The organism is Agromyces sp. NPDC058136, assembly GCF_042884375.1.
GTDB lineage: Bacteria > Actinomycetota > Actinomycetes > Actinomycetales > Microbacteriaceae > Agromyces.
Genome location: NZ_JBHVUA010000005.1, coordinates 232,858 through 247,992, shown reverse-complemented (window position 1 = coordinate 247,992; position 15,135 = coordinate 232,858). Strand labels below are relative to the sequence as shown.

Annotated in this window: 14 protein-coding genes; 6 read left to right on the top strand and 8 right to left on the bottom strand. The window is 71.5% G+C overall.

The window, feature by feature from the left end; translation table 11 throughout:
* Nucleotides 1-32: 32 nt before the first annotated feature.
* The 4 genes from ACFVTX_RS15310 to ACFVTX_RS15295 form a co-directional block, all read right to left on the bottom strand.
* Nucleotides 33-1,610 carry a carboxylesterase/lipase family protein gene (locus tag ACFVTX_RS15310; protein WP_386901563.1) on the bottom strand — a complete coding sequence of 526 codons (1,578 nt, stop codon included), beginning with the start codon at nt 1,608-1,610 and terminating at the stop codon, nt 33-35.
* A 9-nt stretch (nt 1,611-1,619) separates the two neighbouring features.
* The gene (locus tag ACFVTX_RS15305; RefSeq protein WP_386901561.1) at nt 1,620-2,930 is read right to left on the bottom strand and encodes an MFS transporter; all 1,311 of its coding nucleotides are present in this window, start codon (nt 2,928-2,930) and stop codon (nt 1,620-1,622) included.
* 187 nt (nt 2,931-3,117) lie between these two features.
* Entirely contained in the window at nt 3,118-4,323 is a 1,206-nt protein-coding gene (locus ACFVTX_RS15300) for an ROK family protein (protein WP_386901559.1), read from the bottom strand.
* Nucleotides 4,320-4,916: a TetR/AcrR family transcriptional regulator gene (locus ACFVTX_RS15295; RefSeq protein ID WP_386901557.1), complete on the bottom strand. Its 597-nt coding sequence runs from the start codon at nt 4,914-4,916 to the stop codon at nt 4,320-4,322. The genes ACFVTX_RS15300 and ACFVTX_RS15295 overlap by 4 nt, the downstream gene beginning before the upstream one ends.
* A 93-nt stretch (nt 4,917-5,009) precedes the next feature.
* Between ACFVTX_RS15295 and ACFVTX_RS15290 the strand changes: the two genes are divergently transcribed.
* The 5 genes from ACFVTX_RS15290 to ACFVTX_RS15270 all read left to right on the top strand — a co-directional run bounded on the left by ACFVTX_RS15290 (nt 5,010) and on the right by ACFVTX_RS15270 (nt 10,474).
* Nucleotides 5,010-6,323 carry an MFS transporter gene (locus ACFVTX_RS15290; protein WP_386901555.1) on the top strand — a complete coding sequence of 438 codons (1,314 nt, stop codon included), beginning with the start codon at nt 5,010-5,012 and terminating at the stop codon, nt 6,321-6,323.
* Nucleotides 6,323-7,108, top strand: a complete 786-nt coding sequence (locus tag ACFVTX_RS15285) for a phosphatase PAP2 family protein (protein ID WP_386901553.1) — start codon at nt 6,323-6,325, stop codon at nt 7,106-7,108. The genes ACFVTX_RS15290 and ACFVTX_RS15285 overlap by 1 nt, the downstream gene beginning before the upstream one ends.
* On the top strand, nt 7,105-9,420 hold the full coding sequence (locus ACFVTX_RS15280) for a glycoside hydrolase family 3 C-terminal domain-containing protein (protein ID WP_386901551.1): 2,316 nt from the start codon (nt 7,105-7,107) through the stop codon (nt 9,418-9,420). The genes ACFVTX_RS15285 and ACFVTX_RS15280 overlap by 4 nt, the downstream gene beginning before the upstream one ends.
* Before the next feature lie 182 nt (nt 9,421-9,602).
* Nucleotides 9,603-9,923, top strand: a complete 321-nt coding sequence (locus ACFVTX_RS15275; RefSeq protein WP_386901549.1) for a hypothetical protein — start codon at nt 9,603-9,605, stop codon at nt 9,921-9,923.
* A 188-nt stretch (nt 9,924-10,111) separates the two neighbouring features.
* Entirely contained in the window at nt 10,112-10,474 is a 363-nt protein-coding gene (locus ACFVTX_RS15270) for a hypothetical protein (RefSeq protein WP_386901547.1), read from the top strand.
* Here ACFVTX_RS15270 and ACFVTX_RS15265 read toward each other — a convergent pair.
* Nucleotides 10,434-11,006 carry a TetR/AcrR family transcriptional regulator gene (locus tag ACFVTX_RS15265; RefSeq protein WP_386901545.1) on the bottom strand — a complete coding sequence of 191 codons (573 nt, stop codon included), beginning with the start codon at nt 11,004-11,006 and terminating at the stop codon, nt 10,434-10,436. The two genes, ACFVTX_RS15270 and ACFVTX_RS15265, sit on opposite strands and share 41 nt — an antisense overlap.
* A 71-nt stretch (nt 11,007-11,077) precedes the next feature.
* On the opposite strand from ACFVTX_RS15265, the gene ACFVTX_RS15260 reads away from it, so the two are divergent.
* Nucleotides 11,078-11,668 (top strand): dihydrofolate reductase family protein, encoded by a 591-nt coding sequence (locus ACFVTX_RS15260; RefSeq protein WP_386901543.1) that lies wholly within the window; start codon nt 11,078-11,080, stop codon nt 11,666-11,668.
* 33 nt (nt 11,669-11,701) lie between these two features.
* On the opposite strand, the gene ACFVTX_RS15255 is transcribed toward ACFVTX_RS15260, so the two are convergent.
* The 3 genes from ACFVTX_RS15255 to ACFVTX_RS15245 form a co-directional block, all read right to left on the bottom strand.
* Entirely contained in the window at nt 11,702-13,072 is a 1,371-nt protein-coding gene (locus ACFVTX_RS15255; RefSeq protein ID WP_386901542.1) for an alpha-hydroxy-acid oxidizing protein, read from the bottom strand.
* Nucleotides 13,073-13,106: 34 nt separating this feature from the next.
* The gene (locus ACFVTX_RS15250) at nt 13,107-13,826 is read right to left on the bottom strand and encodes a FadR/GntR family transcriptional regulator (protein WP_386901540.1); all 720 of its coding nucleotides are present in this window, start codon (nt 13,824-13,826) and stop codon (nt 13,107-13,109) included.
* A gap of 81 nt (nt 13,827-13,907) precedes the next feature.
* Nucleotides 13,908-14,990: an NYN domain-containing protein gene (locus ACFVTX_RS15245; RefSeq protein ID WP_386901539.1), complete on the bottom strand. Its 1,083-nt coding sequence runs from the start codon at nt 14,988-14,990 to the stop codon at nt 13,908-13,910.
* Nucleotides 14,991-15,135: the final 145 nt, after the last annotated feature.

Here is a 15,135-nt window from a genome sequence, read left to right as displayed (position 1 = left end):
CGTTCGGGGGGTAGCCGGCCCGGACGGAGGGGTCAGAGCAGCGGACGCACGCTCGCGTAGCCGTCGGTGACCACGTGCGAGGGGGTGTCGTAGACCCGCGTCGCACGCGTGGCATCCGACCAACGAGGCCACTCGGCGCCCGGTTCGCCTGTCGCGACGAACGCGACCGCGGCGGCGTGCACCTCGTCGGCGAGGGTCTGCGGCGGGTTGGGGCCGGCGAGGGGCTCCATCGCGGGGCCGTCGAGGCAGTCGAAGAAGAACGGCACGTCGAGGCAGTGCTCGGCGAAGCCGAAGTGCCCCGACGGCCACGAGAAGCGGTAGAGCCAGGTGCCGGCCGCCGCGCCGGTCTCGCGGGCGGCGACGAGCTTCAGCATCGCAGAACGGAACATCCGGTCGGTGATGAGACGGCCGAGCAGGCGCGTGTTGCCGAGCTTCGCGACGTCGCCGTTCGCGGCGAGGTATTCGCGCGCGACCGGCTTCGTGAGCCCCGACCTCTTCAGCAGCATCGACTTCGGCACGAAGCGCAGCACCTTCGGCGCGTCGAGCAGCGCCATCGAGAACTCGTCGTCGGTCGCACCGAGCACGAGCGGCTTCTCGGCGCCGACGCCCGCGGCGAGCGAGTCGATCGTCGGGCGGTGCAGCAGCTCGCCGTCGATGGTCGGGCCGAGGCCGAGACCCTCCTTCAGCATCTCCTCGAGCTCCTCGGGCCCGCTGAACGCCGTGGCCGCCTTCTGCACCTCGAGCAGGCGCTCCTCGCCGACCGAGCGGAAGCCCTCGAGGGTCGGCGGGACGCCGAGCGAGCCGGCGATCTTGCGGGCGAGCGCGTCGGCGCGCTCGGGCGTGACGTCGGCCGTCGCGCCCGAGATCGCGTAGACGCCGTGGAAGAGGTGCTGTGCGACCTCCATGCCGAGCAGGGTGAGCACGGCGCCGCCGCCCGCCGACTGGCCGGCGATCGTCACCCGCGACGGGTCGCCGCCGAACACCGCGATGTTCTGCTGCACCCACTCGAGGGCGAGCAGCCAGTCGCGGATGCCGCGGTTCGAGGGGGCGCCCTCGATCGCGCCGAAGCCGTCGAAACCGAGGCGGTACGAGAGCGTCACGGTGACGACGCCGTCGCGGTTGAAGTTGCGGCCGTCGTACCAGGGGCTCGCGGGGGAGCCGGCGAAGTAGCCGCCGCCGTGGATCCAGACGAGCACGGGGAGGCCCTGCTCGCCGTCGGCGGGGCGCTCGGGCGAGGGGGTGAACACGTTGACGTTGAGGGTCGACTCGCCCGGGACCGACGGCTCGGGGATGAGCGTCACGCCGGGGTCGCCGCGCTGCGCGGTCGGCGCGAACTCGAGGGCGTCGCGCACCCCCTCCCACGGCGCCTTCGGCACCGGTGCGAGGAATCGCAGCTCGCCGACGGGCGCCTCGGCGAAGGGGATGCCGAGGAACGCGGCGGATGCCTCGGCGCCTGCGCCGCCCGTGGCGTCACCCGCGTGGCGCACGGTCGGGCGCCATGCGCCGCGCACGCGGCCCGCGAGCGTGTCGACCTCGACGAACGGGGTCGGCGCCGTGGCATCCGTCTGGATGCCGGTGGCCTGCTGGGAGGGGGAGGGGGTGTGCGACATGTGGAACTCCTAACGCACGCTCTTGATGGGGGCGACCGCGATCGCGGCGATCACGACGAAGACCATCGCGAAGACGAACAGCATCGGGTACCCGCCGAGCGAGCTGATGATGACGCCGGCGACGGCCGCGCTCATGGCCTGGGGGATGTTGGTGGCGATGTTCAGGATGCCGAGGTCCTTGCCTGCGTCGGTGCCGCCGCCGGGCAGCACCTCGGTCATGAGCGCGGTGTCGACCGACATGTAGAACCCGAATCCGAAGCCGATGATGATGTTCATGACGAGCATGCCCGTCATGTTCGGCATGAGCAACGGCATCGCGAGGCTCGCGACCATGATCGCCGACGAGACGTAGATGAACACCTTGCGGCGGCCGATCCTGTCGCTCCACCAGCCCGAGACGGCGACGGCGACGAGGGTGGGCACGAGACCGGCGAGCGTCAGCTGGACCTGCGCGCCGGCCGCCTCGGTGAGCCCCATGCCGATGTAGTCGGTGAGGATGTAGAGCCCGTAGGCCGCGATGACGAAGTAGCCGAGCATGAACAGGAAGCGGGCCGAGAACGCCCACGCGAAGTCGGGGTGCTGCTTCGGGTTGATCCAGAAGCCGCTGAAGAACTGCTTCCAGCTCCACGGCGCGACGGTCGCCTCCTTCGACGACCAGTCGCGGTCGATGACGACGTAGGCGATCGTCATGACGATCACGATGACGCCGAACACCGAGTAGCCGATGCCGAAGTTCTCGGCGAACTGGCCCGCGAGGACGATGCCGATGGTCGCGCCGATCTGCATGCCGAGCCCCATCATGGCGCTCGCGATGCCGCGCTTGTCGCGCGGGAATCGGTCGGGCGTGATCGCCGAGAGCGGCCCCTGGAGGGCGTTGAGCGACACCTGGATGAGCACCCAGAAGATCGTGAGCCACAGGATCGAGTCGAGGTAGCCCATGCCGAACAGCAGCACGCCGCCGATGAGTGCTCCGCCGACCATCCATGGGGCGCGTCGGCCGAAGCGCGAGCGGGTGCGGTCGCTGATCGCGCCGACGATGGGCTGGGCGAAGAGGGTGAACACGAAGGACGTCGTGACGATGATCGCGAGGTTCGCGACCTTGTTCTGCTCATCGATGAGGGCGACCTGGATGGGCAGCAGGATCGCGATGAGGCCCGCGTAGGTGGCGAAGAGCGCGAGCGAGACGAGCAGCAGGCCGGGCAGCGTGCGCTTCGTCGGGGGCGGGCTCGCGGGCGGGTCGCCGGGCAGGGGCTCGGTGGCCGAGATGGCGCCGGTCGGCGCGATTTCGGTGGCGGGATCGCTGGGGGGCTGAACGGACAACGGGGGCTCCTCTTCGTTGAGACGGCCGGGCGGTCTTCTGGGGAACGTGAAGCTTGAATACCGAGCGGTATTCGGAATCAGTGTGACGCGTGCAGCTTGAAAATTCAAGTCATGAATTATGTGCGGATGCCGCGGGCGAGGCCGCTCGGGCGCGGTCGCTCAGCCGAGGTCGCTCAGCCGAGGTTGCTCAGCCGCGGGCGAGCGCCGCCGGGTCGGCGAGCAGGCGCGAGACGGCCGCCTGTTCCGCTCCGACGAGGGCGGCATCGCGCCCGAGCGCGCTGCCGACGACCGGCGGCGCGGCGAGGAAGGCACCGTCGGCGCCGGGCTGGATCTTCGCGAGTCGATCGCCGAGATCGTCGGCGAGGGCGGCGAGATACCCGCCGACCACGATGACCGACGGGTCGACGGTGAGCGACACGATCTGCAGGGTGCGTACGAGCTCGGCGGCGCCCGCGTCCCACGCGGCGACCGCGGCGGCTTCGCCCTCGCGAATGCGGTGGACGAAGGCGTCGAGCGCCGCGGTGAGGCCCTCCTCGCGAGCCGACTCGGCGAGGCCGGCCCGCTCGAGCAGCACGTCGGGGCCGGCGACGGTCACGAGACATCCGTGCTGGCCGCACTCGCAGCGCACCCCGTTCGGCACGACCGGGAGGTGCCCGAGCGCCGCGGCGAGATGGCGCCCGCCCTCGATCGGCGCGCCGTCGACGACGATCGCCCCGCCGATGCCCGAGTCGCTCTTCAGGTAGACGAGTTCGCTCGGGCGCCCCGTCGCCGCGTACTCGGCCAACGCGGCCACATCGGTGTCGGCGACGAGCCGCACGCGCCCCGCCGCCGCGAGCTCGGCGAACCGCGGCGAGCGTTCGGCGAGCAGCGCCACCGCATCCACCCGGCCCCAGCCGAGATCGGTGTCGGCGAGCACGACGGCGGGCTCCCCGCCCACGGGTGCCCACACCACGACCGTGGCCTCGGCGACCTCTCGCCCGGCGAGCTCGGCGAGGGCGGCGTCGACCGTCGCCGCCGCGACGTCGAGCACCCGCCCCGGATCGCCCATGGGGCGGCCGTGCCGCCGTTCGGCGCGGACGAGGCGCTCGCCGCCGAGCGTCGAGGCGACGGCGCTGACGTGGTCGGCGTCGATGAGGATCGTGAGGATCGCGAGGTGGTCGCCCGAGAGCTCGAGCAGTGTGCGGGGGCGCCCCTTGCCCGAGGCGGCGACGAGTTCGGTCTCGCGGACGAGTTCGGCGGCTTCGAGCTGTCGCACGAGCGCGGTCACCGAGCCGCGGGCGAGCCCCGTGGCATCCGCCAGATCGCTGCGCGAGGCCGAGCCGAGCTCGGCGAGGCGAGTCGCGACGAGCGAGAGGTTGTGTCGGCGGACGTCGGCGCTCGCGAGCGAGCTCATGAGGCGGTCGGTCGGCGGAGGATGTCGATGAAGCCCGAGATGTGCGCGGCCATGTCGATCGACGGGTCCATCAGCCACTGGGTCTGCAGGCCGTCGGCCAGGGCGAGCAGCATGGTCGCCACCTGTTCGGGGTCGAGGTCGCCGGGCAGGTCGCCGTCGCGCTGGGCGTCGCGGATGCCCTCGGCCGCCATCTCGCGGAACGCGCGGAAGCGCTCGTCGAAGAACGGGCGGGCGGCGTGCTCGGAGTCGGTCGCCTCGGCGGAGAGGCGGACGTAGAGCTGCACGAGCCCCGGGACGTCGACGTTGTGGCGCACCACCCCGACGAAGCCGTCGAGCATGCTGAGCTCGTGGTCGGCGTCGGCCGCGGCGATCGTCTCGCGGTCGACCTCGTCGCGCTTGCGCAGCACCTCGGCGAACAGCTCCTCCTTCGAGGAGAAGTAGTGCAGGAGGCCGGCCTGGCTGAGGCCGACGGCGTCGGCGAGCTCGCGGACCGAGGCGCGACCGTAGCCGCCTCGGGCGATCACCTCGAGCGCCGCGGTGAGAATCTCCTCCCGCTTCGCGATCCCCTTCGCGTACGAACCCCTGCGTGCCATACCTGAATGGTAGTCGCTTGCACTCTAAAACCGAGTGTCGTATGGTTTTCGCACTCGGTCTCATCGGCGAGGCCGCATCGAGAAGGAACCCCCATGACGACGGCGTCCACCCCTGAACGCGCCACCGGCCAGCTCCTCGACGACCCCGACGACGCGGTCGACTTCATCGACGGCGCAGGCAACGAAGACCCGCCCGCCCCGAGAACGGGCGTCCGCCGCCTCCTCGGCTGGATCATCCCGGCGAACCTCGGCATCTTCCTGATCTGGGGAGCCGTGCCGGGCATCCTGCTGCCCGCCCAGGTCGCCGCGCAGTTCGGCGAGGCCGACAAGATCGGCAACCTCGCGATCGTCATGACGATCGGCGCCTTCTTCTCCATGATCGCCCAGCCGATCGCCGGCCAGATCTCCGACCGCACGCGTTCGCGCTTCGGCCGTCGCGCACCGTGGATCTTCATCGGCTCGCTCGCCGGCGGCCTCGCCCTCGTCGGCCTCGCCTTCGCGAACAGTCTCGTCGGCGTGGTCATCGCCTGGACGCTCGTGCAGATCACGTACAACTTCGCACAGGGCCCGCTCAGCGCCGTCATGCCCGACCGGGTGCCCGTCAAGCGCCGTGGCACCTTCGCCACGCTCTCGGGCATCGGCCTCATGGTCGGCGCGCTCGGCGGCCAGATCGTCGGTTCGATCTTCTACGGCAGCATCGCCGCCGGGTACGTGACGTTCGCCGCGTTCTCGCTCGTCATGCTCACGCTGTTCATCGTCTTCAACCCCGACTACTCCTCGAAGGACCTCGAGCCCGAGCCCTTCAAGTTCGGCGACTTCCTGCGCACGTTCTGGGTCAGCCCGATCAAGCACCCCGACTTCTTCTGGGCGTTCACCGGCCGACTCCTCCTCTACACGGGCTACTTCGCCGTCACCGGGTACCAGCTCTATCTCCTCACCGACTACTTCGGTGTCGAGCGGCCGCAGGACGTGATCCCCATGCTCGGGCTCATCAGCCTCGCCGGCATCCTGATCGCGACGATCATCTCCGGGCCGCTCTCCGACAAGCTCGGTCGCCGCAAGATCTTCGTCTTCGTGTCGTCCGCCGTGACCGGATTGGCATTCCTCCTGCCGTGGGTCTGGCCCGACCTCACCGCCTGGATGATCATGACCTTCATCGCCGGCCTCGGCTTCGGCATGTTCCAGGCCGTCGACACCGCGCTCATGAGCGAGGTGCTGCCGTCGGCCAAGTCCTTCGCGAAGGACCTCGGCGTCGTGAACATCGCGGCCACCCTGCCGCAGACCCTCGCACCCGGCGTCGCCGGCGCGATCGTCATCGCATTCGGGTTCGAAGGCCTCTTCCCCGTCGCGATTGTGCTCTCGATCCTCGGCGCGTTCGCCGTCTGGCCGATCAAGGCGGTGAAGTGATGTCGGATGCCACGAGCTCCACGGTCTCCTCGTCGCCCGAGCGGCTCGGGGCCGATGCCGGCGAGGCATCCGCCCGACCGAAGCGGCCGCGCGCGCTGCTCGTCACCGGCCTCGTAGGGCTGGCCGCCTTCATCGCCTTCGGGTTCGCGGTCGCGCAGAACGTCGAGGCGCCGTTCACCCAGCCCGTCGACGACGCCTGGCGTGCCCTCGTGGGCCTCGCACCCGGCACGGGCGGTGAGAGCTGGGCGCTGCCGATGCTCTTCCAGCACCTCGGCCAGATCCCCGGTGCCGTGCTCACCATGCTCCTCATCCCGGCGTGGCTGTTCGTCATCCGCCGCTGGCGCTCGGCGCTGTTCTTCCTCACGGCCGAACTCGTCGGCAACTTCGGCGTCTCGCAGCTCACGAAGAACCTCGTCGACCGGCCGCGTCCGGCCGACGACGCGGCCGCGGGGCTCTTCGGCCCGCTGTTCCAGGTCGACCACGGATCGTTCCCCTCGGGGCACGCGGTGAGCACCGGCATCCTCGTCGTGGCGGTCGCCGCGCTGCTGCCGCCGGCGAAGCGGCTCGTCTGGTGGATCGTCGGCGCGCTGCTCGTGGTCGGCATGATCTGGCAGCGCACCCTCATCAACGCGCACTGGCTCTCGGACGCCCTGTTCGGCATCATCGGCGGGGCCTCCGCGACGCTCGTCATCTGGTGGGCGTTCGCGACCCTGCTGCAGAAGGACTACGGAAAACCACTCTTCCGGCGCGGGATCGCAGCGTCGGTGAACGAAGGAGCATCATGACCGACACCCTCGAACCGACCGCCCTCGACGACAGCACGGGCTTCGCCGCGCGCAACGCGGCCGAGCTCGTCGCCGAGCTCACCCTCGAGGAGAAGGCCTCGCTCACGAGCGGAGCGAGCTTCTGGACGACGAAGGCCGTCGAACGCGTCGGCATCCCGTCGATCGTGCTCACCGACGGTCCCCACGGCGTGCGCCTCCAGCGCGGCAGCGCCGACCACCTCGGCATCGGCGACAGCGTGCCGGCGACCTGCTTCCCGCCCGCGGTCGCGCTCGGCTCGACCTTCGACCCCGAGCTGCTCGAGCGCGTCGGCCGCGCGCTCGGCGAGGAGGCGCGCGCCGAAGGCGTCGGCGTGCTGCTCGGCCCGGGCATCAACATCAAGCGCTCGCCGCTCTGCGGACGCAACTTCGAGTACCTCTCCGAGGATCCGCTCGTCTCGGGCGTGCTCGGTGCGGCACTCGTCACCGGTCTGCAGTCGCAGGGCGTCGGCGCCTCGCTCAAGCACTTCGCCGCAAACAACCAGGAGCACGACCGCATGCGCGCGTCGAGCGACGTCGACCCGCGGCCGCTCCGCGAGATCTACCTGCGCGGCTTCCAGCGGGTCGTCGAGGACGCGCAGCCGTGGACGGTCATGTGCTCGTACAACCGCCTCAACGGGGTCTACACGAGCGAGGACCCATGGCTGCTCACGAGCGTGCTGCGCGACGAATGGGGCTTCGAGGGCCTCGTCGTCAGCGACTGGGGTGCGGTGAACGACCGCGTCGAGGGCCTGCCCGCCGGGCTCGACCTCGAGATGCCCGCCTCCGACGGTCGCACCGACGCGCAGCTCGTCGCCGCCGTGCGCGACGGCCGGCTCGACGAGGCCGCGCTCGACCTCGCGGTGCGCCGTGCCGTCGAGCTCGCGCAGAAGGCCGTCGCCGGTGCCTCGGCCGACGCGGGCTACGATGTCGACGCCCACCACGCCCTCGCCCGCGAGGCGGCCGCGCGCGGCGCCGTGCTGCTGCGCAACGAGGGCGGCCTGCTGCCGCTCGCGCCCGCGCAGAACATCGCCGTGATCGGCGAGTTCGCGCGCACGCCGCGCTACCAGGGCGCCGGATCGTCGCTCATCAACCCGACCCGCCTCGACACCGCGCTCGCAGCGATCGAGGAGCAGGCCGAGGCCGGGGTCGTCTTCGCACCGGGCTTCACGATCGCCGGGAACGGCGGCGACGCCGAGGCATCCGCCCTCATCGAGGAGGCGGTGGCCGCAGCCGCCGCGGCGGACGTCGCCGTGCTCTTCCTGGGCCTCCCGGCCGCGGCCGAGTCGGAGGGCTTCGACCGCGAGCACCTGCGGCTGCCCTCGGGCCAGCTCGCACTCGTCGAGGCCGTGCTCGCCGCGAACCCGAACACCGTCGTCGTGCTCGCCAACGGCGGCGTCGTCGAGCTGCCGTTCGCCGGCGACGTGCCCGCGATCGTCGAGGGCTGGCTCGGCGGCCAGGCCGGCGGCAGCGGCATCGCCGACGTGCTCTACGGCGTCGTGAACCCCTCGGGGCGGCTCGCCGAGACGATCCCGCTGCGGCTCGAGGACACCCCGGCCTTCCTCGACTTCCCGGGCGAGTTCGGACACGTCCGCTACGGCGAGGGCCTCTTCGTCGGCTTCCGCTGGTACGACGCGCGCGACGCGGCCGTGCGCTACCCCTTCGGCCACGGCCTCTCGTACACGACGTTCGCGTACTCGGGGCTCTCGGTCTCATCGGATGCCTCGGGGCTGGCCGTGCGCGTGACGGTCGAGAACACGGGGTCGCGTGACGGGCGCGAGGTCGTGCAGGTCTACACCGGCCACGCCGACTCGGCGGTGCAGCGCGCACCCCGCGTGCTCGCCGGCTTCGCCTCGGTCGAGCTCGCCGCAGGCGAATCGCGCGAGGTCGAGGTGCGGGTGCGCCGCGAGGACCTCGCGTACTGGGACGTCCGCGTCGATCGCTGGGTCGTCGAGGGCGGCGAGCTCTCGGTCGAGGTCGGGGCGTCGAGCCGCGACCTCCGGCTCGCGACGACCGTCGCGATCGAGGGCGACGACGTGCGCCTGCCGCTGTCGATGGAGTCGTCGATCGCCGACGTCATGGCCGACCCGATCGCCGGGCCGGTCGCCGCGCAGGCGCTCGCCTCGCTCGCCGGCGGCATGGCCGACACCGACGTGTTCACCGACGAGGGCATGGCGAAGATGATGGCGTCGTTCCCGATCGGGCGGCTCGTCGGGTTCCCGGGCATCCCGGTGTCGTACGAGCAGATCGAGCAGCTCATCGCCGCGGCGAACGCGGGGGCGACCGAGGCCCGGTAGCGCGCGGCGAGCCCCGACCGGGCCGGGTGCGGGGACTACGTCACTGATCCGTCAGTGGTATCAGTGACGTAGTCCCGCAGGCCGGGTCGGGGGCCTCACCGATCCGATCGGCTCCGCGCGGCGTCCGAGTCCGCGGGTCGGTCCCGGTGCGCGGCATCCCTCGCCCTCGTAGCGTTCGCAGCATGAACGTCGCCGTCGTCGCCGGCGCGATCTCCACCGGCCTCTTCGCCATGAGCTATCTGCCCATGCTGGTGAAGGCGGCGCGCTCGAAGGACCTGTCGTCGTACAGCGTCGGCAACCTCGTCATCACGAATCTCGCCAACGGGCTCTACACGGTGTACGTGCTGAGCATGCCGTTCGGGCCGATCTGGTTCCTGCACACGTTCTACCTGCTCGCCTCGGCGCTCATGCTCGTGTGGTTCGTGCGCTACCGCTCGTCGCCGCGGGCGAGGGTGAAGAAGCCTCCCGACCCCCGCAACCCCTTGCCGGACGCACGCGCGTGACGTAGACCGGAGGTGTCCGGGATCACGGAGGGGATGCAGGCATGCGGCGGGAGCGCAGGGAGGCGAAGCGGGCGATCGACTCGGCCAGGGCGGTCGAGGCCGAGGTGCGGCGCATGGCGAAGCGATCGCCGGCGGGCACACGGTCGAGGTCGCGCCTCGAGGCTGCGGTGAGGTTCGCGGACGCCGAGATGACCGCTGCAGAAGCAGCGCGACGCGATGCCCCTGGTCTCGCCGCGAGGCGGGCCGAGCGTGCGGCTGCGCGACTCGACCGGGCGTCGATCCGGTTCGGGCCGCGGTCGAGCACAGGTGCGGAGGCGGGCCGAGGTGACCGGAAGCGTCTCGTCGGCGCCGATGCCGCGGTTCGGGCGAAGGCCCGAGCCGAGCTCGTGAAGCGCCGTCGCAAGCAGGCCGAGCAGGCGCGCAAGATGGCGGAGAAGGTCGTGGCGCTCACGATCGGCCAGGTGATCGTCATGCCGGACGAGCACGACGCACCGGGTTCGGGCGAGCCGGTCAACCCTCGGGCAGGAGCCCCGCGACGAGATCGTCGATGACCTCGTCGGTCGTCGTGCCCGGGTCGATCGGCGTCGTCAGCCGGTCGAGCATGAGGCCGTCGATGGCGTAGTGGAAGAGCGCGATCTCGCGCGCATCGCCCGGCAGGCCCGCGGCGCGGTTGAACTCGATGTCGGCCGCGAAGCCGGCTTGCTGCCATTCGGCGAGCATCGCCGCGACCTCGGGGCGGCGGGCACCCTCGAGGCGGAGCTCGAAGAGCGCGAGCGTCACATCGGGGTGCTCGCCGAGCCGCCTCACGATGTCGCGCACGTAGTCCGCGAAGAGGGCGCGGCTCGGCGGCTGCGCAGCGCGGCGCGAGAGGTCGGCCTCGGTCGGCATGAGCCGTTCGCCGATGCGCGTCACGAGTCCCGCGATGAGCGCGTCGCGGCTGCGGAAGTAGTTCGAGGTCGTTCCCGTCGGGACGCCGGCCGCGTCGTCGACGGCTCGATGGGTGAGGCCGCGGGCGCCCTCTCGGGCGAGCACGGCGAGTCCAGCATCGGCGATCAGGCGTCGGCGGTCGTCGTTTCGGGCCATGGTCCGAGTCTAGACAAGATCACGACAGCTGTAGTAGTTTCGCAACCACGACATCAGTAGTGGATAGGAAGATGATGCGAGAACTCGTGTACTACGTGGCCGTCAGCCTCGACGGCTTCATCGCCGGGCCGAACGGCGAGTACGACGCATTCGCCGTCGAGGGCGACCACATGACCGCGATCAACGAGCGGTACTCCGACACCGTGGCGACGCACGTCGCGGAGGCGTTCGGGGTCGAGGCCGACGGGCGCATGTTCGACACCGTGCTCATGGGGTGGAACACCTACGCCGTCGGGCTGCCGTACGGCATCACGAGCCCGTACCGGCACCTCCGGCAGATCGTGTTCTCCCGCGAGCACGCGGCCGCGGCTTCGGCCGAACCGGTCGAGGGCGTCGAGGTGACCGATCGCGACCCCGTCGCGTTCGTGCGCGAGCTCAAGGCCGAGGAGGGGAACTCGATCTGGCTCTGCGGCGGCGGGGCGCTCGCAGCGGCGCTCGCCGACGAGATCGACCGCCTCGTGATCAAGCGCTACCCCGTGCTCTTCGGGGCGGGCGTTCCGCTGTTCGGGCCGCGCGCGTACGCGCCGCAGGCGTTCGAAACCGTCGAGGCGCGGGCGTTCGAGTCGGGGGTGACGTTCGGCGAGTACGCGCGGCGCGGCTGAGCGGCGGCCGGCCCACGGCCGGCCGCCCGCGACTCAGTTCTTCGCGGCGGTGCGCGGCTTCGCGGCCGGCTTCGCTGCGGCGGGCTTCGTCGCGGCCGGCTTGGTGGCGCGCGGGGCTCGAACCGTCTTCGGCGCGGCCGATGCGGCCTGGGCCGCGGCATCCTGCACCGGGCGCGCGATCGGCGTGAGCCGGGCGAGCTGGGTGACGTGCTGCGGCCCGAGCTCGTCGAGGGTCTGCACCTCGAGCAGCTTCATCGTGCGCACGACCTGCTTCGACAGGATCTCGATGGTCTTGTCGACGCCCGCACGGCCGCCCGCCATGAGGCCGTAGAGGTAGGCGCGGCCGATGAGGGTGAAGCGTGCGCCGAGCGCGACCGAGGCCACGATGTCGGCACCCGACATGATGCCGGTGTCGAGGTGCACCTCGAGGTCGCCGCCGACCTCGCGCGCCACCTCGGGCAGCAGGTGGAAGGGGATGGGCGCGCGGTCGAGCTGGCGGCCGCCGTGGTTCGAGAGCACGATGCCGTCGACGCCGCGGGCCGCGAGCTCCTTCGCGTCGGCGAGGGTCTGCACGCCCTTCACGACGATCTTGCCCGGCCACATGGCGCGGATCGTGTCGAGGTCGTTCCACCCGATCGTCGGGTCGAACATGCCGTCGATGAGTTCGCCGACCGTACCTCCCGTCGACTGCAGCGAGGCGAACTCGAGCTTCGGCGTGGTGAGGAAGTTCACCCACCACGCGGGGCGCGGGATCGCGTTGACGACGGTGCCGGGCGTGAGCTGCGGCGGGATCGAGAAGCCGTTGCGGGTGTCGCGCAGGCGCGCGCCGGCGACGGGCGTGTCGACCGTGAAGAAGAGCGTGTCGAAGCCGGCGGCGGCGGCGCGGTGCACGAGCTCGTACGAGCGCTCGCGGTCGCGCATCACGTAGAGCTGGAACCAGTTGCGCCCGTTCGGGTTCGCGGCCCTCACGTCCTCGATCGAGGTGGTGCCCATCGTCGAGAGCGTGAACGGGATGCCCGCCGCGCCCGCGGCTCCTGCGCCGGCGATCTCTCCCTCGGTCTGCATCATGCGGGTGAAGCCCGTGGGGGCGATGCCGAACGGCAGCGCCGTCGGTCCGCCGAGCACCTCGCGGCTGGTGTCGACCTCGGGCACGTTGCGGAGGATGCCGGGGTGGAACTCGATGTCCTCGAAAGCCTGCCGGGCGCGCGCGAGCGACAGCTCGCCCTCGGCGGCGCCGTCGGTGTAGTCGAACGGCGCCTTCGGGGTGCGGCGCTTCGCGATCGTGCGGAGGTCGGCGATCGTCAGCGCGGCGTCGAGCCGGCGCTTCGTCGCGTTCAGCTCGGGCTTCTTGAAGCGCATGAGCTCTGCGAGCTCTTTCGGGTTCGGGAACTGGCGCTGGACCATCGGGGTGCTGCCTCTCGTGCTGGTCGAACTGGGGTCAGTGCTGGTGGATCGAGGTCTCGGCGTAGTACCCCGAGATGTGGTCGTGGGTGCGGGCGCGTGCCGTCGAGGCATCCGCCGCCCTGATCGCGGCGACGATGCCGCGGTGCTCGCCGCGAAGTCGTCGCGAGGTCGCCTGCCAGTCGTCGAGGCGGGCGAGGCCGTCGAGGGCGTAGCCCTCGATGCCGCTGCGGAGCCCCGCCATGGTGGCGGTGATCACCTGGTTGCCGGAGGCCTCGGCCAGCGCGAGGTGGAACCCGGCGTCGAGCGCGAGGAACTCGGCGGGCGCGAGATCGGGGGAGTCCATCGCGTCGAGCAGGCGGTCGGCCGCGCCGAGCTCGACGGCGGCGGATGCCTCGCGGCCCACCCGCTCGGCGAGCTCGCCCGCGACCGCGCTCTCGAGGATCAATCGGGTGCGCACGATGTCGGCGACCGGGAAGCCGCTGGCCGCGACCTGCAGTCGCATGAGCGCGCTCATGCCGCCGCCGGGCGTCGCGATGATGACCGCACCGGCGTTCGGCCCGGAGCCGGCCTGGGTGCGGATGAGTCCGAGCACCTCGAGCACCCGCAGCGCTTCGCGGACGCTCGAGCGGCCGACGCCGAGCTCGGCCGAGAGCGCCCGCTCGCCGGGCAGGCGGTCGCCGGGGCGGAGCGCGCCGTCGAGCAGCTGCGTCTCGATGTGCTCGAGCACGGTGCGCCAGGCGCGCGTCTCGCTCATGCTCATGCCTCCCGTGGTCGCCGCGTGGTCTGACCACACGGTATCACGTGTGGTCAGACCACATGGCGCAGGAGGTGGGCGCTAGTCCTTGCGGGGGCGGATGCGCACGCGTCCGCGACCCGTCTCGTCGAGTTCGACCACGCCGCCGCGCGACTTCAGGAACTCGGTGAACGAGGCGAACCCGAGCCGCCGCTCCTGGAACGACGGGTCCATGCGCATCATCTGGTTCTTCACCGCGCTCGACGACTGCCACTCCTCGTCGTTCTTCGCGTGCAGGAGCTCGATCGCCTTCTGCAGCAGTCGCCCGGGGTTGCGCGGGCTGCCGCTGCCGGTCTCGTCGGACGGCGCCGGGTCGCCCGGCGCCATGAACTGCAGCACCCGGGCCGAGGGACGTTCGGCCGGGGTGACGGGCTCGGCCGACTCGGCCGGCTCGTCGGGCTCGGACTTCGCACGTCGCGAACCACGGGCGCGGCCGGATGCCTCGGGCGCGGCGTCGGGCGTGGCATCCGCCGTCTTCGTGGTCGCCCGACGGCGCCGGTTCGGCGCGGGCTCCACCACCGCCGGGGCGGCCTGCTCGTCGTCGGCGTCGTCGCCCACCTCGGCGTCGGTCGTGAGCAGCGCGTCGTAGTCGGCGAACTCGTCGACCGCCGCCGTCAGTGCGCGGCTCGTGCCGCCCGCGACGCCGATGCCCACGACGTAGCGGCCGAGCCGCTTCGCCTTCTGCGCGAGGGCGACGTAGTCGCTGTCGCCCGCGACGATCACGATGTGCGAGAGGTCGTCGATGCGGAACATGTCCTCCACGGCGTCGACCGCGAGCCGGATGTCGGCCCCGTTCTTCGTCGCCGAGAGCGGGAACAGCTGCACGAGGTCGACCGCACGGTCGATGAGCTGGCCGCGGTAGCTCGCGTTCACCGGCGTCGACCAGTCGGCGTACGCGCGGGCGATCGCGATCGTGCCGAACGTCGCCGCGAAGTCGAGCACGGCGTCGATGTCGACCGTCGCCTCGCGCAGCTTCTCGGCCGTCTTGGTGCCCGCGGAGGGCGCCTTCGAGCGTGAGGTGTCTTTTCGGTAGGCGAAGTCGCCGTGGAGTTGGTCGTAGCGCGAGATGACGATGTTGTCGAAGTCGAAGTACAGCGCCACGCGGGGTTCTGCCGAGATGGGCATGGAGACCTTCCATCGAGGGTGTGTCTCCGATGCTACGCCGCCCACCTGAACGGATCCGGGAGCGGGCGCGACCGGCCGGTCGCACCGGTCGGGTGCGCGCCGCCGGGCTTCCGTCGACCCGGGGCGCAACACGGGAATACGGGCT

What these genes read in the sequence shown, in the direction of transcription:
- ACFVTX_RS15290 (WP_386901555.1), top strand. Translation starts at nt 5,010, where the DNA reads ATGACGACGGCGTCCACCCCTGAACGCGCCACCGGCCAGCTCCTCGAC.
- ACFVTX_RS15250 (WP_386901540.1), bottom strand. Translation starts at nt 13,826, where the DNA reads ATGAGCGAGACGCGCGCCTGGCGCACCGTGCTCGAGCACATCGAGACG.
- ACFVTX_RS15295 (WP_386901557.1), bottom strand. Translation starts at nt 4,916, where the DNA reads ATGGCACGCAGGGGTTCGTACGCGAAGGGGATCGCGAAGCGGGAGGAG.
- ACFVTX_RS15285 (WP_386901553.1), top strand. Translation starts at nt 6,323, where the DNA reads ATGTCGGATGCCACGAGCTCCACGGTCTCCTCGTCGCCCGAGCGGCTC.
- ACFVTX_RS15275 (WP_386901549.1), top strand. Translation starts at nt 9,603, where the DNA reads ATGAACGTCGCCGTCGTCGCCGGCGCGATCTCCACCGGCCTCTTCGCC.
- ACFVTX_RS15300 (WP_386901559.1), bottom strand. Translation starts at nt 4,323, where the DNA reads ATGAGCTCGCTCGCGAGCGCCGACGTCCGCCGACACAACCTCTCGCTC.
- ACFVTX_RS15310 (WP_386901563.1), bottom strand. Translation starts at nt 1,610, where the DNA reads ATGTCGCACACCCCCTCCCCCTCCCAGCAGGCCACCGGCATCCAGACG.
- ACFVTX_RS15265 (WP_386901545.1), bottom strand. Translation starts at nt 11,006, where the DNA reads ATGGCCCGAAACGACGACCGCCGACGCCTGATCGCCGATGCTGGACTC.
- ACFVTX_RS15245 (WP_386901539.1), bottom strand. Translation starts at nt 14,990, where the DNA reads ATGCCCATCTCGGCAGAACCCCGCGTGGCGCTGTACTTCGACTTCGAC.
- ACFVTX_RS15255 (WP_386901542.1), bottom strand. Translation starts at nt 13,072, where the DNA reads ATGGTCCAGCGCCAGTTCCCGAACCCGAAAGAGCTCGCAGAGCTCATG.
- ACFVTX_RS15270 (WP_386901547.1), top strand. Translation starts at nt 10,112, where the DNA reads ATGACCGCTGCAGAAGCAGCGCGACGCGATGCCCCTGGTCTCGCCGCG.
- ACFVTX_RS15280 (WP_386901551.1), top strand. Translation starts at nt 7,105, where the DNA reads ATGACCGACACCCTCGAACCGACCGCCCTCGACGACAGCACGGGCTTC.
- ACFVTX_RS15260 (WP_386901543.1), top strand. Translation starts at nt 11,078, where the DNA reads ATGATGCGAGAACTCGTGTACTACGTGGCCGTCAGCCTCGACGGCTTC.